Below are 17,365 nucleotides of genomic sequence, written 5' to 3' on the forward strand. Positions count from 1 at the left end.
CTCCAGACCGCTGACTTCAGTCGGCATGGACCGATATCGTTCAGCATTGTCGAACCGCAAAACTTCGGAGGTTGCCCGATGGCACGCACCATCCAGTCGCTGGAGCGCGCCGCAGCGATGCTGCGGCTGCTCGCAGGAGGGGAACGGCGGCTGGGGCTCTCCGACATCTCCTCCTCCCTGGGACTGGCCAAGGGCACCGCCCACGGGATACTGCGCACGCTGCAGCAGGAGGGCTTCGTCGAGCAGGACGCCGCCTCCGGCCGCTATCAGCTGGGCGCGGAACTGCTGCGGCTGGGCAACAGCTACCTGGACGTGCACGAGCTGCGCGCCCGCGCCCTCGTATGGACCGACGATCTGGCCCGCTCCAGCGGTGAGGCGGTCTATCTGGGCGTCCTGCACCAGCAGGGCGTCCTGATCGTCCACCACGTCTTCCGGCCGGACGACAGCCGGCAGGTGCTGGAGGTGGGCGCGATGCAGCCGCTGCACAGCACGGCGCTGGGCAAGGTGCTCTCGGCGTACGACCCGGTGGCGCACAGCGAGATCGTCGAGGCGGACCGGGCGGCATTCACCCCGCACACGGTGACCGGGCTCGGGGACTTCGAGGGGCTGCTGGACCTGACCCGGGCGCGCGGCTGGGCGGCGGACGTGGAGGAGACCTGGGAGGGCGTGGCCTCGGTGGCCGCGCCGATCCATGACCGGCGGCGGATGCCGGTGGGTGCGGTAGGGGTCACGGGAGCGGTGGAGCGGGTCTGCCAGGACGGCGAGCTGCGGCCGGAAATCATCGCTGCCGTGAGGGATTGCGCACGCGCCGTGTCCCGGGATCTTGGTGCAGGGCGATTCTGACCGGTTTCACACCATAAGTTCACCTAAGTTTTTCGCCACGGAACCCTTGACGGGGTTCTACCGGTGAACAAAACTGCCGTTCGTCGGTCGGCATTGTCGAACACCTAACGGCAATATTCGCTATGGTGGGGCATTGCCGCGGGCCGACCACCGCCCTCTAGGAGGGCGCGGACCACCGGACGGGACCCGGGGTTCGCCTTCCCCTGGACGAAGGACAAAGGAGTCGCGGGTGTCCAGCTCCGACATCTTCATCAGCGAGACCATCGGTACCGCTGTTCTGCTGTTGCTCGGCGGTGGCGTCTGCGCCGCCGTCACGTTCAAGCGCTCCAAGGCGTTCAACGCCGGATGGGTCGCCATCGCCTTCGGGTGGGGCTTCGCCGTCCTCACGGGTGCCTATATCGCCGCGAAGTCCGGCGCACACCTCAACCCTGCGGTCACCATCGGCATCGCCATCCAGGGCGGCATCGAGTGGAGCCAGGTGCCGGTCTACCTGGCCGGCGAGATGCTCGGCGCCATGATCGGCGCGGTGCTGGTGTGGATCACCTACATGGGGCAGTTCCAGGCCCACCTGAGTGACCCCGAGGTCCTGGCGGACCACACCGGCGAAGAGGGCATGGTCGACCAGTCGGCCGCCCCGAAGGCCGGACCGGTCCTCGGCATCTTCTCCACGGGCCCGGAGATCCGGAACGTGGCGCAGAACCTGCTCACCGAGATCATCGCCACCGTCGTGCTCGTGCTGTCGATCCTCACGCTCGGGCTGAGCGACAACGGCAAGGGCGTCGGCGTCATCGGCACGCTCCTGGTCGCGCTGGTGGTCACCGGCATCGGTCTGTCGCTGGGCGGTCCGACCGGGTACGCCATCAACCCGGTCCGCGACCTCGGTCCGCGCATCGTGCACGCCCTTCTGCCGCTGCGGAACAAGGGCGGTTCAGACTGGGGCTACGCCTGGATCCCGGTCGTCGGCCCGCTCATCGGCGGAGCCATCGCCGGAGGCATCTACCAGGTGGCCTTCGCCTGAGCCGCCGGACCGCCCCGACTCCGCCCGCACAGACTTCTTGGAGCAACCCATGAGCGACACCCCCAGCACCTCCTCGCACGGCCACGGCGCTTCCTCCCACGGGCATGGCCCGTTCATCGCGGCCATCGACCAGGGCACCACGTCCAGCCGCTGCATCGTCTTCGACAAGGACGGCCGGATCGTCTCGGTCGACCAGAAGGAGCACGAGCAGATCTTCCCGAAGCCGGGCTGGGTGGAGCACGACGCCACCGAGATCTGGGCCAACGTCCAGCAGGTCGTCGACAGCGCCGTCCACAAGGCCGGGCTCACCGCCGCCGACGTCAAGGCGATCGGCATCACCAACCAGCGCGAGACCACCGTGCTGTGGGACCGGACCACCGGTGAGCCGGTCCACAACGCCATCGTCTGGCAGGACACCCGCACCGACGCGCTCTGCAAGGAGCTCGGCCGCAACGTCGGCCAGGACCGCTTCCGCCGGGAGACCGGCCTGCCGCTGGCCTCGTACTTCGCGGGCCCGAAGATCCGCTGGCTGCTCGACAACGTCGAGGGCCTGCGCGAGCGCGCCGAGCGCGGCGACATCCTCTTCGGCACGATGGACTCCTGGGTCATCTGGAACCTCACCGGCGGTGTCAACGGCGGAGTGCACGTCACCGACGTCACCAACGCCTCGCGCACCATGCTGATGAACCTCCACCGCCTTGAGTGGGACCCCAAGATCCTCATGTCGATGGAGATCCCGGCGGCCGTCCTGCCGGAGATCAAGTCCTCCGCCGAGGTCTACGGCCGCACCGTCGACGGCGTGCTGGCCGGTGTCCCGGTCGCCTCGGCGCTCGGTGACCAGCAGGCCGCGCTGTTCGGCCAGACCTGCTTCGAGCAGGGTGAGGCCAAGTCCACGTACGGCACCGGCACCTTCATGCTGATGAACACCGGTCACGAGCCGGTCAACTCCTACAACGGGCTGCTGACCACGGTCGGCTACCGCATCGGCGACCAGCAGCCGGTCTACGCCCTGGAAGGCTCCATCGCCGTCACCGGCTCGCTCGTCCAGTGGATGCGCGACCAGATGGGGCTCATCAACAGCGCGGCCGAGATCGAGACCCTGGCCAGTACGGTCGAGGACAACGGCGGCGCGTACTTCGTGCCGGCCTTCTCCGGCCTGTTCGCCCCCTACTGGCGCTCGGACGCGCGCGGTGTCATCGCGGGCCTGACCCGCTATGTCACCAAGGCGCACATCGCGCGTGCCGTGCTCGAGGCCACCGCCTGGCAGACCCGCGAGATCACCGACGCCATGACCAAGGACTCCGGCGTCGAGCTGACTGCGCTCAAGGTCGACGGCGGTATGACCTCCAACAACCTGCTGATGCAGACCATCTCGGACTTCCTGGACGCGCCTGTGGTGCGCCCGATGGTCGCCGAGACCACCTGCCTCGGCGCTGCCTACGCGGCCGGACTGGCCGTCGGCTTCTGGTCCAGCACCGACGAGCTGCGCGCCAACTGGCGCCGGGCCGCCGAGTGGACCCCCCGGATGGATGCGGCCACCCGTGACCGCGAGTACAAGAGCTGGCTCAAGGCCGTCGAGCGGACCATGGGCTGGATCGAGGACGAGGAGTAAACATGAGCACCCTGCAGAGCGTCCCGGCACTCGGGACGCACCCGGCCAGTGGTTCGCACGCGAGCCGTGCCGAGACCCGGGAGCAGCTTTCCAAGGCGACGTACGACCTCCTGGTGATCGGCGGCGGCATCCTGGGCATCTCCACCGCCTGGCACGCCGCACAGGCCGGGCTGCGGGTGGCCCTGGTGGACGCCGGTGACTTCGCCGGCGCCACCTCCTCCGCCTCCTCCAAGCTGCTGCACGGCGGTCTGCGCTACCTGCAGACCGGCGCGGTCAAGCTCGTGGCGGAGAACCACTTCGAGCGGCGTGCGGTCTCCCGCCAGGTGGCACCGCATCTCGCCAACCCCCTGACCTTCTACCTGCCCGTCTACAAGGGCGGCCCGCACGGCGCGGCCAAGCTCGGCGCGGGTGTCTTTGCCTACTCCGCGCTGTCCGCATTCGGCGACGGCGTCGGCCATGTCATATCCCCGGCCAAGGCGCAGCGCGACGTGCCGGAGCTGCGGACGGACAACCTCAAGGCCGTTGCCGTGTACGGCGACGACCAGATGAACGACTCGCGGATGGCCCTGATGACCGTCCGTGCGGCGGCCGCGGCCGGCGCCACGGTCCTCAACCACGCCGAGGTCACCGGTCTGCGCTTCACCCAGGGCCGGGTCACCGGCGCGGAACTCAAGGACCGGATGGACGGCCAGGAGTTCGGCGTCAACGCCCGCCTGGTGCTCAACGCGACCGGCCCGTGGGTGGACCACCTGCGCAAGATGGAGGACGCGAACGCGGCCCCCTCCATCCGGCTGTCGAAGGGCGCGCACCTGGTCCTCAAGCGGACCGCGCCCTGGAAGGCCGCGCTGGCCACCCCGATCGACAAGTACCGCATCACCTTCGCCCTCCCCTGGGAGGACATGCTGCTGCTGGGCACCACGGACGAGGAGTTCGAGGGCGACCCGGCGGATGTCGCGGTCACCGAGAAGGACACCACCCAGATCCTGGACGAGGCCGCCTTCTCCATCCGCGACCAGCAGCTGTCCCGCGATCTGATCACCTACTCCTTCGCGGGTCTGCGGGTGCTGCCCGGCGGCCCCGGCGACACCTCCAAGGCCAAGCGCGAGACGGTCGTCACCGAGGGCAGCGGCGGCATGCTGTCGGTCGCCGGCGGCAAGTGGACGACCTTCCGCCACATCGGCCGTACGGTCATGAACAAGCTGGCCGCGCTGCCCGGACACCCGCTGGCCGAGGACATGGAGCCGATCGCGCATCTGCCGAAGAAGCTCCCGCTGCCCGGTATCGCCAACCCGAACGCGGTCGCGCACCGGCTGCTCGTCGACGGCGGTACGCCCGGCCCGCGGATGGCCCCGGAGACCGCGCGGCACCTCGCCACCCACTACGGCTCGCTGTCCTTCGACATCGCCCGGCTGGCGAACGAGAACCCGGCACTGGCCGAGCGCATCCACCCCGACGCCCCGGAGATCTGGGCGCAGGTCGCCTACGCCCGCGACCACGAGTGGGCCGAGACGGTCGACGATGTGCTGCGCCGCCGTACGACCCTGATGATCCGGGGCCTCGACTCGGAGGACGTCCGGGCCAAGGTCAAGGACATGCTGACGGACTGACGCCGGCGGACCGCGGCCGAGAACAGCTGCGGACCACGGCTGAGAACAGCTGACGGCACGCCATGGCGCGTGCAGCGAGTGACGATGGGGCGGTCCACGGGGCCGCCCCATCGCCGTTTCCGCGTGCGGAGCGGGGCGGGACGGGGCGGGATGGCCATCGGCGGTGACTGTCAGTGGCGGCTGCGATGATGTGGGACGGAACGCATCAACGGGGGGATGACGATGGCTCGGCCACGATGGCGGCGTGCGGTGAAATGGGCGGCCTGGACGGTCGCCGTGCTGATCGTGCTGCCGGTGACGGTCGCGGGGACGGCGCTGCGCGCCCAGTACGCGGGCGAGGCCGCGCCGGAGGCCACGACCCGCGGGCGCGATGCGCTCTGGCTCGGCCATGCCTGGGTGGACGGCCGGCGGGACGCCTCCGATGTGGCGACGCTGCGCCGGCGTATCGAGGGCTCCGGAATCCGTGATCTGTACGTCCACGCCGGGCCGTTGGAGCACGACGGCACCCTGCCGCCGGCCCGCGAGGCCTATCCGCGGGCCGGCCGGCTGATCTCCGCGCTCCACCGCGAGCTGCCGTCGGTGCGGGTGCATGCCTGGCTGGGCGACCGGCTGGTGTACGAGCCGGGCGAGCGAGGCGGGCTCCGGCTGTCGGACGCCTCGGCCCGTGCGGCGATCGTGGCCAGTGCCCGTCAGGTGCTGGCGGCCGGGTTCGCCGGGGTCCATCTCGATCTGGAGCCGCTGCACTCCGACAACCCCGACTATCTGCGGCTGCTGGACCGGCTCGGGCCCGCGGTCCGGGGCCGGGGCGCGGTGCTGTCCGTCGCCGTCCACCAGATCGACCCGCTGCCCGGACTGCACACGGTCAGCGGGGCGCTGACGGGCCACCGCAAGTGGATATCCCAGCGGTTCTTCGGTCAGGTGGCGCGCCGGGTCGACCAGATCGCGCTGATGTCGTACGACACCGGGCTGCCGGCCGAGAGCCTCTACGGCGGCTATGTGGCGCAGCAGACCCGGCTGGCACTGGCGGCGACGGGGCCGCGCACCGATCTGCTGATGGGGCTGCCGTTCTTCCACACCGAGAGCGTCGGCCATCACGCCTCGGCGGAGACGGTACGGGCCGCGGTGCGGGGCATACGTCTGGGGCTGACCCGGGAGGACCCGGGCCGCCGGCGGTTCGGAACGGCGCTGTATGTCGACTTCGCCGCCACGGAGGAGGACTGGGCCGCGTACGGGAGCGGCTGGGGCCGGCGTGACCGGTCATAATGAGCCAAGACATCGGACGTCTGTGGCGTATCCGGGCGGGTGCAGCGGGGAGGTCGGCATGGCGGTCACCGACGAGGCCATCGAGAAGATCAAGGGCATGATCGTCTCCGGGGCGCTGCGGCCGGGCGACCGGCTGCCGAAGGAGAGCGAGCTGGCGGCCGAGCTCGGACTGTCCCGCAACTCACTGCGTGAAGCAGTGCGCGCGCTCTCCCTCATCCGCATCCTGGATGTGCGCCAGGGCGACGGCACCTACGTCACCAGCCTCGATCCGCAACTCCTGCTGGAGGCCATGAGTTTCGTGGTCGACTTCCACCGCGATGACACGGTGCTGGAGTTCCTCGCCGTCCGCCGGATCCTGGAGCCGGCCGCCACCGCGATGGCGGCCGGCCGGATCGGCCTGGAGGAACTGGACCTCCTGGAGGCCCAGTTGGACGCGCTGGGGCCGAGCCCCTCGGTCGAGGACCTGGTCGCCTGCGATCTGGAGTTCCACCGCGGGATCGTCGCGGCGTCCGGCAACTCCGTGCTCTGCTCGCTGCTGGACGGGCTGTCCGGGCCAACCACCCGGGCCAGGGTCTGGCGGGGACTGACGCAGAAGGACGCGGTGGCCCGCACCCTCACCGAGCACCGGGCGATCCTCGGCGCGCTGCGCGACCGGGACGCGGAGGCGGCGCGGGCCTGGGCGACCGTGCACATCGCGAGCGTGGAGCAGTGGCTGCGCGCGTCGCTGTGAGGCCGGCCGGCGCCCGCCGCCGCGCCCGGGGTCAGGCCGCGAAGCCGCCGTCCACCGCGATCGAGGCGCCCGTGATGTACCGTCCGCCGTCGCCCGCCAGATGGGCCACGGTCGCCGCGACATCCGAGGCCCGGCCGTACACCCCCAGCGCGGTGAGCCCGGCCTGCATCTCCGCGCTCTCGCCGTCGGCGGGGTTCATATCGGTGTCGATGGGGCCCGGGTGCACGAGGTTGGCGGTGATGCCGCGCGGCCCCAGCTCCTTCGCCAGCGTCTTGGTCAGGCCGGTGAGCGCGGCCTTGCTCGTGGCGTAGAGGGTGCCGCCGGGGAAGGCGACCCGCTCGGCCAAACAGCTGCCGATGGAGATGATCCGTCCGCCCTCGGTCAGATGCGCGGCCGCGGCCTGCGCCGCCAGGAAGGGCGCCCGGACATTGGTCGACAGCACCCGGTCGACCTCGTCGAGGGAGATCCCCTCGAACGGTCCGAGCACACCGATGCCCGCGTTGTTCACCAGGATGTCCAGCCGCCCGAACCGGTCGGCGGTGCCGGCCACCGACGCCCACACCGCTTCCGCGTCACCACTGTCGGCCCGTACCGCCCAGGCCTGCCCGCCGGCCCGCCCGATCTCCTTGGCGACCTGCTCGGCCTGGTCCTGCCCGTTCCGGTAGGTCAGGGCCACCGCCGCCCCGTCGGCGGCCAGCCGCAGCGCGATCGCCCGGCCGATCCCCCGGCTGCCGCCGGTCACCAGGGCCGCCTTGCCGGCGAGCGGCCGGGGGCCGGTCCCCGCCGCCGTCGTCGCCGTCGTCGCCGTCGCCGTCGCCGTCGCCGTCAGCACCGTCGCCGTCATCGTCATCACCTTCGTATCGAGTCGTCCGTGGTCCGGCGCAGCCGTGCGGAATCCATCGGATTCCGCAGCAGCGGCACCGTGCCGCGGGTGTTTCTCCGCGGTACGACTCGATCCTCCGGCGCGGCGGGAGCCGGGACCGGCGGAATCCGGACGCCACGTCAGCGGCCCGGGAGCTCCTGTGCCGAGGGCACCCCGACCCCGTAGACCCGCCCGGCCGTTCCCCCGAAGACGTCCAACCGCTCCGCCGCCGCGAGCTGCCCCGTGGCCGCCTCCGCGAGCGCCACGACGTCCTCGTAGCCGGCGGCCAGGGTGCACACCGGCCAGTCGGAGCCGAACATCACCCGGCCGGGGCCGAAGGCGTCCAGGACGTGCCGGGCGTAGGGCAGGATCTGCTGCGGCCGCCAGGCGTCCCAGTCGGCCTCGGTGACCAGCCCGGACAGCTTGCAGCTGACGTTCGGGAGCGCGGCGAGGGCGGAAACGGCGTCCGCCCACGGCTGCCACTCCCCCGTGACGACCGGCGGTTTGGCGGCATGGTCCAGCACGAAGGCCAGCTGGGGCAGGGCGCGTACCGCGCGGTGCGCCGCGGGCAGTTCGCGCGGGGTGACCAGCAGGTCGTAGACCAGCCCGGCGTCGGCCAGGGCGCCCAGGCCGCGCAGCACGTCCGGGCGGGTGAGCCAGTCGGGGTCCGGTTCGTCCTGCACCTGGTGGCGGATGCCGACCAGCCCGGCGGGCAGCGCCGCCAGGATCTCGGCGAGCGCCGGGTCGCGGAGATCGGCCCAGCCGACGACACCGGTGACGGGACCCTCCCCCGCCGCGAGGGTGAGGAGTTCGGCGGTCTCCTCGTACGAGGAGGACGACTGGACGAGGACCGTGCCGTCGACGCCGTGCCCGGTCAGATGAGGGGTGAGGTCGGACAGCGTGTAGCTGCGGCGGATCGGATCGGCCCAGGGCCCGTCCATCCAGGGCTGATCCCGCCGGCCGAGGTCCCACAGGTGGTGATGGGCGTCGATACGCATCAGGGGCGCGCTCCGGGGTGGACTCAGTCGTTCAGGGGCAGCGGCAGATCCGGGTCGAGCAGACCGCGGGCGACGAGCGTATGCCACAGCTCGTCCGGGATGTCGTGGGTGAACAGCCGCGCGTTCTCGGCCATCTCCTCCGGTGTGGCCGCCCCGACCACGGCCGCGGCGACGGCACGGTGCCCGAAGGGGAAGCGGAGTGCCGCCGCCTTGAGGGGAACATCGAACTGTGCACAGACGGCGGCAAGTTGACGCGCCCGTTCGAGCAGCGGGGCAGGGGCCGGTGCGTAGTTGTAGGGCGCGCCGGGTGAGGGGTCGGCCAGCAGACCGGAGTTGTAGACACCGCCGACGACCACCGAGATGCCGCGGCGTGTGCAGACCGGCAGCAGATCGTCGAAGGCGGTGCGCTCCAGCAGGGTCCAGCGGCCTGCGCAGAGCACCACATCGACATCGAGGTCGGCGACCAGGCGGGCCGGCGGAGCGCTGTGGTTCATGCCGAACCCGATGGCCCGGACCACCCGCTGTGCGCGCAGCTCGGCAAGGGCCGGGAAGCCCGTCTCGTACACCTCGCGCAGCCGGCCCTCGACGTCGTGCAGATAAACGATGTCGACGGCGTCCACACCGAGCCGCGCCAGGGACGCGTCGAGCGTGGCGCGGATGCCGTCACGGGAGAGGTCCCATACGCGGGCCCGCGCGGGGGTGTCCACGAAGCCCTCGCCCGCCGCCCGCTCCCCCGGGGCGAGCGGGCGCAGCCGGCGGCCGACCTTGGTGGACAGGGTGTAGGCGGCGCGGTCGTGGCCGTGCAGCGCCCGGCCCAGGCGCTCCTCGGACAGGCCCACACCGTAGTGGGGTGCGGTGTCGAAATAGCCGGCGCCAATGGCGAGGGCGGTGCGGACGACCTCGCGCGCCTGCTCCTCCGGGACGGCGCGGTAGAGGTTGCCGAGCGGCGCACAGCCCAGCCCCAGAGGCGGGACGGTGACGCCGGTGCGCCCCAACTCCCGCGGTCCGTAAGGGGGATAACGCATGGCGGCCCCTCAGTCCTGCTTCTCGCCGCTGGTGAAGCGGGAGATGACCAGTGCGACGATGATGATCATGCCGTTGAGGAACTGCGTCCACAGCGGCGGCACCCCGCCCAGCGTCATCACATTGATGACGAGCTGGAGCGTGAGGACGCCGGTGAGCGCGCCGAAGAGGGTGCCCCGGCCGCCCTTGAGGCCGATCCCGCCGATCACCGCGGCGGCGAAGACCTGGAAGATCCAGCCGTTGCCCTGGCTCGCGGAGACCGCGCCGTAGTGGCCGGTGTAGAGAATCCCCGCGAAGGCGGCGAGCACCCCGCCGAGGGCCAGCACGATCCAGGTGAGGCGGTCCACCCGGATGCCGGCCGCGCGGGCCGCCTCCGGGTTGCCCCCGATGGCGTACAGCGCCCGCCCGTGCCGGAGGTAGCCGAGGGCCGCGCCGCCGAGCGCGAAGAGGGCGAGGCAGATCCAGACGGCGGCCGGCACGCCCAGCCAGTCGGCTTTGCCCAGATAGGCGAAGGACTCCGGAACACTGCCGATGGATTGGCCCTCGGAGATGCCCACTTGCAGGCCGCGGAGCATGGTGAGCATGCCGAGGGTGGCGATGAAGCCGTTGACCCGCAGGGTGAGGATGAGGAAGCCGTTGGTGGCGCCGACCGCCGCGCCCACGGCCAGGCAGAGCGGGATCGCCGTCCAGGCGGGGAAGAGCTCCAGCCCGGCGAAGCGGGCGCCGTGTGCGGGCATCACCAGCCACAGGGCGAGCACCGGCGCCAGGCCGATGGTCGACTCCAGCGACAGATCCATCCGCCCGCTGATGAGGATCAGCGCCTCGCCGAGCACCAGCAGGCCCAGCTCCGTGGACTGCTGGATGACGCCGATGAGGTTGTCCTGGGTGAGGAACGCGGGCGACACGATGAAGCCGATGACGCCCAGTACGAAGATCACCGGCACCAGGGAGAAGTCCCGCCAGCGGGCCGGCTCGATCCGGGGCCGGCGGCGTGGCGGCGGCCGGTCCACCGCGTCGGTGGCCGGCGGCGATGCGGTCTCGGTCATGGCGCGGCCCCTTCCGTTCCTTCCATCTCTTCCATCCCGTCCGTGCCTTCCATGCCGTCCGTGCCGTCCGTGTTCCGGGTGCCCGGTGCGGCGTCCCGGCCGCCGCCCGTGCCGGGCAGGTCGTCCGGACCGCGGCCGCCGGCGGTCATCCCCTCCATCGCGGCGACCAGGTCGCGGTCGCGCCAGCCGGCCGTGAATTCGGCGGTCACCCGGCCGTGGAAGACCGCCAGCACCCGGTCGCAGACCCGTAGATCGTCCAGCTCGTCGGAGACGATCACGGCGCCGCTGCCGCCGTCCGCGACCTCCCGTACGACCCCCAGCAGCGCGACCTTGGACTTGACGTCGACGCCGTTGGTGGGCCGGATGGCGACCAGCACCGCGGGCTCACGGGCCAGCGCACGGGCGATCACGACCTTCTGCTGGTTGCCGCCGGAGAGCCCGGACACCGGCTGGCCGGGCCCGGTCGTCCTGATGTCGAGGGACGCGATCATCCGCCGGGCGAACTCGCGGGTCCGGGAGGGCAGTACGGTGCCCATCGGCCCGAGCCGGCCGGTGACGGTGAGGGTGGCGTTCTCGGCGACGCTGCGGTTCGGGACCAGCCCCTCGCGGTGCCGGTCCTCGGGGACATAGCCGATACCCGCGTCGAGGGCGTACGGAACGCTGCCCGGACGGACCGGGCGTCCGCGCACCGTGATCCGGCCGGCGTCCGGCGTCCGCAGCCCCACCAGCGTCTCGCCGATCGCCGTGCTCCCGCCGGCCGTGGCGCCCGCGAGCCCCACCACTTCCCCGGCCCGTACGGTCAGGTCGAGCGGCGCGAAGTGCCCGTCCACGGCCAGCGCTTCGGTCCGCAGCACCGGCTCCCCCGGCCGGCGCGCACCCGGCCGCGGCTGCCTTACGGCGGCCGTCTCCTCCCCCGTCATCGCCGCCACCAGCGCGTCCTTGGCCAGCCCCGGCACGGGTGCGGTCAGCACATGCCGGGCGTCGCGGAAGACGGTGACGGTGTCACAGAGCTCGTGGACCTCCTGCAGATGGTGCGAGATGAACAGGAAGGCCACGCCCTGGGCGCGCAGCCCGCGCAGCTTGCCGAAAAGCCGGTCGATGCCACCCGCGTCGAGCCGGGCGGTGGGCTCGTCGAGGATGATCAGCCGGGCCCCGAAGGACAGCGCGCGGGCGATCTCCACGAACTGCCGCTGTTCGACGCCGAGATCCCTGATCCGGGCGGCGGGGTCGACCTCGACGCCGTACTCGGCGAGCAGTGCTTGGGCGCGGGTGTGCAGCGCCCGCCAGCGGATGGTGCGCGCGCCCTGGAAGCGGTTGAGGTAGAGGTTCTCCGCGACGGTCAGCTCCGGCACGGTCATCGACTTCTGGTAGACGCAGGCGACCTTGCGCTGCCAGGCGGCGGTGTCGCCCCAGCCGGGCGCCGGTTCACCGCCGAAGGTGACCCGGCCGGCGTCCGGGCGTTCCATACCGGTCAGCACGGACACCAGGGTGGACTTGCCGGCGCCGTTGCGGCCGACGAGAGCATGCGCCTCGCCGGGCCGTACGGTCAGCCGGGCGCCGTCGAGGGCGACGGTGGGCCCGTAGCGTTTGACAATCCCCTCGGCGTGCACGGCCGCCGCCCGGTCGGCGGTCCCCACGGCCGCTACTTCTTCTTTTCGAGCTGATTGGCCCACAGCTTCTTGTCGTCGACGGTGTCCTTGGTGACCAGGGGCGCCGGCAGCTGGTCCTCCAGACCGTTCTTGATCTTCACAATGGTGGAGCCGTGATCGGTCGGCCCCGGCCTGAAGGTCCTGCCGTCCAGGCCGGCCTTGGCGTAGTACAGCGCGTACTTGGCGTAGAGGTCGGCGGGCTGGGAGAGGGTGGCGTCGATCTTCCCGGCGCGGATCGCCTCCAGTTCGTCCGGGATGCCGTCGTTGGAGATGATGGTGATGTGCCCGTCGGAGCCGGCCGGCCTGAGCAGCTTCTTCTGCTCCAGGAGGGCGAGCGCCGGCTGCAGGAAGGCGCCGCCGGCCTGCAGGTAGATGCCGTTGAGGTCCGGATGCTGGGCGAGCAGGCTCTGCAGCTTGCCGGAGGCGACCTCGCCCTTCCAGTCCGTGGCCAGCTCATGCACGGTGATCTCCGGGAACTTCTGCTTCATGCAGGACGCGAATGCCTCGGAGCGGTCCCGCCCGTTGATCGAGCTGAGGTCGCCCTGGAGTTCGGCGACCCGGCCCTTGCCGCCCAGCTGCTCGCCGAGGTACTCGCAGGACTTCTCGCCGTAGGCGCGGTTGTCGGCGCGCACGACCATGTAGACCTTGCCCTCGTCGGGGCGGGTGTCCACGCTCACCACCGGGATCTTCTTCTCCGCCAGCCGCGCCAGCTCCGCGGAGATGGCGCCAGTGTCCTGCGGTGCCATCACGATCGCTTTGGCGCCCTGGTCGGTCAGCGCCTGCACGTTGGACACGACCTTGGCGATGTCGTTCTGCGAGTTGGACAGCGGCAGCGCGGCCGGGCCGCCGTGGTCCAGGTCCTTTTCCAGGTACTGCTGGTAGGAGTTCCAGAAGTCGGTGTCCGTACGGGGCATGTCGATGCCGATCCTGCCGCCCGCGGTGTCACTGCCGCGGTTGCAGCCGGCGAGCGCGGCGATGGCGAGCACCGCGGCACAGGCCGCCGCGCCGGTCGTACGCAATCTCATGGGTGGTCCCTTGGTCGTGGTGTGCGGCTCCGGCGGCTCTCCCCGGAGGGGGCGGAGGTGGCGGGGGCGGGGGAAGCGCTGGGGGTACTGCGGAAGACAGCCGTTCGGCCCGGTTCACGTACGGGGCCGCAGCCGTAGCCCCTGCATCCCCCCGTCCACCGCGAGTGCCGTCCCCGTGATCCCGGAGGCGGACGGGGACGCCAACGAGGCGATGGCGGCGGCCACTTCGTCGGCGGTGACCATCCGGCCCATCGGCTGGCGGGCGTGGAGGGCGGCGCGTTCGGCGACCGGGTCGTCGGCGCGGTCCAGCAGCCGGCCGACCCACGGGGTGTCGGCGGTGCCCGGGTTGACGCAGTTGACGCGGATGCCCTCACGGAGGTGGTCGGCGGCCATCGCGAGGGTCAGCGAGAGCACCGCGCCCTTGCTGGCGCTGTACAGCGCGCGCTGCGGCAGACCCGCGGTGGCGGCGATGGAGCAGGTGTGGGTGATGGAGACCCGGCCCGGGGCACCGGCGGCGGTGCGGCGCAGCGCCGGCAGCGCGGCGCGGGCGGTGCGCACCAGCCCCAGCACATTGACGTCCAGGACCCGGCTCCACTCCGCGTCGTCGTTGTCCTCGACGGTGCCGACGGCGCCGGTCCCCGCGTTGCCCACGAGGGTGTGCAGGGCCCCCAGTTCCCCCACCGCTTCACCGACGGCGGCCCGTACCGCGGCGTCGGAGGTCACCTCGGCCGTGACCGGGATCGCCCCGGCGGGCGCGCCGGCCGGGTCCCGGTCCAGGACGGCGACCCGCGCGCCGCGCGCCAGCAGCAGCGCGGCGGTGGCCGCCCCGATGCCGGAGCCGCCGCCGGTGACAAGGGCGGCCATCCCCTCGAAGTCGGCCGGGTGGCGGCCGGTCCGCGGTCCGTCGCTCATACGGTGACCTCCTGCTCGCCCTGGTGGTTCTGCGGCTGCTGACGGGCGCGCCACACGGGCCCGTCGGGAAAGCGGTGGGCGGCGACCGCACCGGGTTTCATCCGGGCCGAGAAGCCGGGCGCGGTCGGGGCGCGGTAACGGCCGCGGTCGATGACGACGGGGTCGCTGAAGTGGTCGTGCAGATGGTCGACGTACTCGATGACCCGGTCCTCCCAACTCCCGGACACCGCCACGTAGTCGAACATCGCCAGATGCTGCACCAGCTCGCACAGCCCCACCCCGCCCGCGTGCGGACACACCGGCACTCCGTACTTCGCGGCCAGCAGCAGGATCGCGAGGTTCTCGTTGACCCCGGCGACCCGCGCCGCGTCGATCTGTACGAAGTCCACGGCGCCGGCCTGCAGCAGCTGCTTGAAGACCACCCGGTTGGCCACATGCTCACCGGTGGCGACCTTCACAGGCTGTCCGGAGCGCACCGCGGCATGCCCCAGGACGTCGTCCGGGCTGGTCGGCTCCTCGATCCAGTGCGGGGTCCAGGGCGCCAGCGCAGTCATCCAGCGGACCGCCTCGGCCACGTCCCAGCGCTGGTTGGCGTCGACGGCGATCCGTACGCCGGGGCCGACCGCGTCCCGGGCCAGCCGCATCCGCCGCTTGTCGTCGTCGAGGTCGGCGCCCACCTTCAGCTTGATCTGGCCGAAACCGTCGGCCACCGCTTCCTTCGCCAGCCGCACCAGCTTGGTGTCGTCGTAGCCGAGCCAGCCGGGCGAGGTGGTGTACGCGGGATAGCCCTCGGCCCTGAGGCGGGCGGCGCGTTCGGCGCGGCCGGGTTCGGCGGCGCGCAGCAGGGCCAGCGCCTCGTCGGGGGTCAGGGCGTCGGAGAGGTAGCGGAAGTCGACAAGCGAGACCAGTTCCTCGGGCGACAGCGCGGCGAGGAACTCCCACACCGGCAGCCCCGCCCGGCTCGCGGCCAGGTCCCAGGCGGCGTTGACCAGCGCCCCGGCCGCCATCTGCATCACCCCCTTCTCGGGGCCGAGCCAGCGCAGCTGGGAGTCATGGGTGAGGTCGTGGTGCAGGGCGGCGAGATCGGCGGCGGTGGCGGGTGCGGGGCGGCCGATGACGTAGGGCGCGAGGGACCGGATCGCGGCGGCCATGACATCGTTGCCGCGCCCTATGGTGAAGCAGAAGCCGTGTCCCTGCGGTCCGCTGCCGGTGTGCAGCACGGCATAGGCGGCGGAGTAGTCGGGGTCCGGGTTCATGGCGTCCGAGCCGTCGAGCTGCTCCGAGGTGGGGAAGCGGACGTCGTGGACCTCAAGCTCGGTGACGGTGTCGGTCACGGCCATGCGCGTGCCCCCTGGGAGGTTGCGGAAGAACATCGGACCTTTCCCGGACATCCGATGTATAGACCCGCGTGTAAGGCCGCGTCCAGACCCCGTAGGGAAGTTGAGCCAACGATCCTCGGGACAGGTCGGATGAATCGCTACCCCTTCCTGCAAAGGGGCTACGGACCGGCACCGCGGAAGCCGTAGTCTTGGGATCGCACGTAATGGAACTGCTGCCGGCGGCCGCCCCAGGCGGCCGGACCGGTCGGAAGGAGGCGCTGGGTGATCGAGCTCGAGGGGGTACCCGAGCTGATCGACCCGGTCATGGTGGCCGCGTTCGAAGGCTGGAACGACGCCGGCGACGCCGCCTCCGCCGCGGTCGCACATCTCGACCGGGAATGGAAGGGCGAGGTCTTCGCCGCGCTGGACGCGGAGGACTATTACGACTTCCAGGTGAACCGTCCCACCGTCTTCCTGGACGGCGGGGTACGCAAGATCACCTGGCCGACGACCCGGCTCTCCGTCGTCCGCGTCGGCGATACGAACGGCAAGGGGCGCAAGCGCGATCTCGTGCTGGTGCGCGGCATCGAGCCCAGCATGCGCTGGCGCTCGTTCTGCAACGAAATCCTCGGCTTCGCCCATGAGTTGGGGGTGGAGATGCTGGTGGTGCTGGGTTCGCTGCTCGGCGACACCCCGCACACCCGCCCGGTGCCGGTCAGCGGGGTCACCTCGGATGCGGACCTCGCCGGCCGGCTGGATCTGGAGGAGTCCCGCTACGAAGGCCCCACGGGCATCGTCGGCATCCTCCAGGAGGCGTGCACCCATGCCGGTGTCCCCGCGGTGAGCCTGTGGGCCGCGGTGCCGCACTATGTCTCCCAGCCGCCCAACCCCAAGGCCAGCCTCGCGCTGCTCAACCGCCTGGAGGACCTCCTCGACGTCCGTATCCCGCTGGGCGAGCTGACCGAGGACGCCCGCGCCTGGCAGCTGGGCGTGGACCAACTGGCCGCCGAGGACAGCGAGGTCGCCGAGTACGTCCAGTCGCTGGAGGAGGCGCGGGACACCGCGGATCTGCCGGAGGCGTCCGGCGAGGCCATCGCCCGCGAGTTCGAGCGCTATCTGCGCCGCCGCGACCCGCAGTCCGGTCCCGGTGTGGCGACCGAAGGCGGCCTCTCCGACGGCCGCGACAGCTCCTATCTCCGCGACACCACCAGCGGCCGCACCCGTCCGCCCCGCCCGGTGTCCAAGGAGCCCCGCGAGCCGAAGACCGGCGACGACACGGCGGCGGGGCCGAAGGACACGGCCAAGGGCAACGGCACCGCGGAGACTCCGGACCCGCCGGGCGGCGCGGACGGCGCGGATTCCCCGAGGCCGGAGGACGGCCCGGAGGGCAGCGGAAGCTGAGACCCGGGGACCACTCCCCGGCACGCCAGGGGCGCCGCACCGGCCCCTCGGCCGGTG

General features: G+C 71.8%; 15 protein-coding genes. 7 read left to right on the top strand and 8 right to left on the bottom strand.

Translation table 11 applies throughout. The features are described 5' to 3' along the window. Positions 1–78: 78 nt before the first annotated feature. From AB0C46_RS35860 to AB0C46_RS35885, 6 genes are all read left to right on the top strand, one after another. On the top strand, positions 79–843 hold the full coding sequence (locus tag AB0C46_RS35860) for an IclR family transcriptional regulator (protein ID WP_362833154.1): 765 nt from the start codon (positions 79–81) through the stop codon (positions 841–843). Between the two features lie 229 nt (positions 844–1,072). Next, positions 1,073–1,861: an MIP/aquaporin family protein gene (locus tag AB0C46_RS35865; RefSeq protein ID WP_018087788.1), complete on the top strand. Its 789-nt coding sequence runs from the start codon at positions 1,073–1,075 to the stop codon at positions 1,859–1,861. Between the two features lie 49 nt (positions 1,862–1,910). Next, positions 1,911–3,473: a glycerol kinase GlpK gene (gene glpK, locus AB0C46_RS35870; protein WP_362833155.1), complete on the top strand. Its 1,563-nt coding sequence runs from the start codon at positions 1,911–1,913 to the stop codon at positions 3,471–3,473. A 2-nt stretch (positions 3,474–3,475) separates the two neighbouring features. Beyond that, positions 3,476–5,080: a glycerol-3-phosphate dehydrogenase/oxidase gene (locus tag AB0C46_RS35875; RefSeq protein WP_362833157.1), complete on the top strand. Its 1,605-nt coding sequence runs from the start codon at positions 3,476–3,478 to the stop codon at positions 5,078–5,080. A gap of 222 nt (positions 5,081–5,302) precedes the next feature. Beyond that, entirely contained in the window at positions 5,303–6,343 is a 1,041-nt protein-coding gene (locus AB0C46_RS35880) for a hypothetical protein (protein WP_362833158.1), read from the top strand. Positions 6,344–6,401: 58 nt separating this feature from the next. Beyond that, positions 6,402–7,073 (top strand): FadR/GntR family transcriptional regulator, encoded by a 672-nt coding sequence (locus tag AB0C46_RS35885; protein ID WP_362833159.1) that lies wholly within the window; start codon positions 6,402–6,404, stop codon positions 7,071–7,073. Between the two features lie 31 nt (positions 7,074–7,104). Here the strand turns inward: AB0C46_RS35885 and AB0C46_RS35890 are convergent, their stop codons facing one another. The 8 genes from AB0C46_RS35890 to AB0C46_RS35925 form a co-directional block, all read right to left on the bottom strand. After that, complete coding sequence (locus tag AB0C46_RS35890; protein WP_362833160.1) at positions 7,105–7,923, bottom strand: 3-oxoacyl-ACP reductase family protein; 819 nt, start codon at positions 7,921–7,923, stop codon at positions 7,105–7,107. A 152-nt stretch (positions 7,924–8,075) separates the two neighbouring features. Then, positions 8,076–8,933, bottom strand: coding sequence for an amidohydrolase family protein (locus tag AB0C46_RS35895; RefSeq protein ID WP_362833161.1), 858 nt, complete (start codon positions 8,931–8,933; stop codon positions 8,076–8,078). 23 nt (positions 8,934–8,956) lie between these two features. Beyond that, positions 8,957–9,958 carry an aldo/keto reductase gene (locus tag AB0C46_RS35900; protein ID WP_362833162.1) on the bottom strand — a complete coding sequence of 334 codons (1,002 nt, stop codon included), beginning with the start codon at positions 9,956–9,958 and terminating at the stop codon, positions 8,957–8,959. 9 nt (positions 9,959–9,967) lie between these two features. After that, positions 9,968–11,002 (bottom strand): ABC transporter permease, encoded by a 1,035-nt coding sequence (locus AB0C46_RS35905; protein ID WP_362833164.1) that lies wholly within the window; start codon positions 11,000–11,002, stop codon positions 9,968–9,970. Further along, positions 10,999–12,639, bottom strand: a complete 1,641-nt coding sequence (locus tag AB0C46_RS35910; RefSeq protein ID WP_362833166.1) for a sugar ABC transporter ATP-binding protein — start codon at positions 12,637–12,639, stop codon at positions 10,999–11,001. The genes AB0C46_RS35905 and AB0C46_RS35910 overlap by 4 nt, the downstream gene beginning before the upstream one ends. A gap of 5 nt (positions 12,640–12,644) precedes the next feature. Continuing rightward, positions 12,645–13,676, bottom strand: a complete 1,032-nt coding sequence (locus AB0C46_RS35915) for a sugar ABC transporter substrate-binding protein (protein WP_362833168.1) — start codon at positions 13,674–13,676, stop codon at positions 12,645–12,647. A gap of 114 nt (positions 13,677–13,790) precedes the next feature. Beyond that, positions 13,791–14,588 (bottom strand): SDR family oxidoreductase, encoded by a 798-nt coding sequence (locus tag AB0C46_RS35920; protein ID WP_362833169.1) that lies wholly within the window; start codon positions 14,586–14,588, stop codon positions 13,791–13,793. Then, positions 14,585–15,928 (bottom strand): enolase C-terminal domain-like protein, encoded by a 1,344-nt coding sequence (locus AB0C46_RS35925; protein WP_362833171.1) that lies wholly within the window; start codon positions 15,926–15,928, stop codon positions 14,585–14,587. Before AB0C46_RS35925 ends, AB0C46_RS35920 begins: the two co-directional genes overlap by 4 nt. A gap of 261 nt (positions 15,929–16,189) precedes the next feature. Between AB0C46_RS35925 and AB0C46_RS35930 the strand changes: the two genes are divergently transcribed. After that, positions 16,190–17,308 carry a PAC2 family protein gene (locus AB0C46_RS35930; RefSeq protein WP_362833172.1) on the top strand — a complete coding sequence of 373 codons (1,119 nt, stop codon included), beginning with the start codon at positions 16,190–16,192 and terminating at the stop codon, positions 17,306–17,308. Positions 17,309–17,365: the final 57 nt, after the last annotated feature.

It is taken from the genome of Streptomyces sp. NPDC048637, assembly GCF_040650675.1.
Classification (GTDB): domain Bacteria; phylum Actinomycetota; class Actinomycetes; order Streptomycetales; family Streptomycetaceae; genus Streptomyces.

What these genes read in the sequence shown, in the direction of transcription:
- AB0C46_RS35860 (WP_362833154.1), top strand. Translation starts at nt 79, where the DNA reads ATGGCACGCACCATCCAGTCGCTGGAGCGCGCCGCAGCGATGCTGCGG.
- glpK (WP_362833155.1), top strand. Translation starts at nt 1,911, where the DNA reads ATGAGCGACACCCCCAGCACCTCCTCGCACGGCCACGGCGCTTCCTCC.
- AB0C46_RS35875 (WP_362833157.1), top strand. Translation starts at nt 3,476, where the DNA reads ATGAGCACCCTGCAGAGCGTCCCGGCACTCGGGACGCACCCGGCCAGT.
- AB0C46_RS35880 (WP_362833158.1), top strand. Translation starts at nt 5,303, where the DNA reads ATGGCTCGGCCACGATGGCGGCGTGCGGTGAAATGGGCGGCCTGGACG.
- AB0C46_RS35885 (WP_362833159.1), top strand. Translation starts at nt 6,402, where the DNA reads ATGGCGGTCACCGACGAGGCCATCGAGAAGATCAAGGGCATGATCGTC.
- AB0C46_RS35890 (WP_362833160.1), bottom strand. Translation starts at nt 7,923, where the DNA reads ATGACGATGACGGCGACGGTGCTGACGGCGACGGCGACGGCGACGGCG.
- AB0C46_RS35895 (WP_362833161.1), bottom strand. Translation starts at nt 8,933, where the DNA reads ATGCGTATCGACGCCCATCACCACCTGTGGGACCTCGGCCGGCGGGAT.
- AB0C46_RS35900 (WP_362833162.1), bottom strand. Translation starts at nt 9,958, where the DNA reads ATGCGTTATCCCCCTTACGGACCGCGGGAGTTGGGGCGCACCGGCGTC.
- AB0C46_RS35905 (WP_362833164.1), bottom strand. Translation starts at nt 11,002, where the DNA reads ATGACCGAGACCGCATCGCCGCCGGCCACCGACGCGGTGGACCGGCCG.
- AB0C46_RS35915 (WP_362833168.1), bottom strand. Translation starts at nt 13,676, where the DNA reads ATGAGATTGCGTACGACCGGCGCGGCGGCCTGTGCCGCGGTGCTCGCC.
- AB0C46_RS35920 (WP_362833169.1), bottom strand. Translation starts at nt 14,588, where the DNA reads ATGAGCGACGGACCGCGGACCGGCCGCCACCCGGCCGACTTCGAGGGG.
- AB0C46_RS35925 (WP_362833171.1), bottom strand. Translation starts at nt 15,928, where the DNA reads ATGGCCGTGACCGACACCGTCACCGAGCTTGAGGTCCACGACGTCCGC.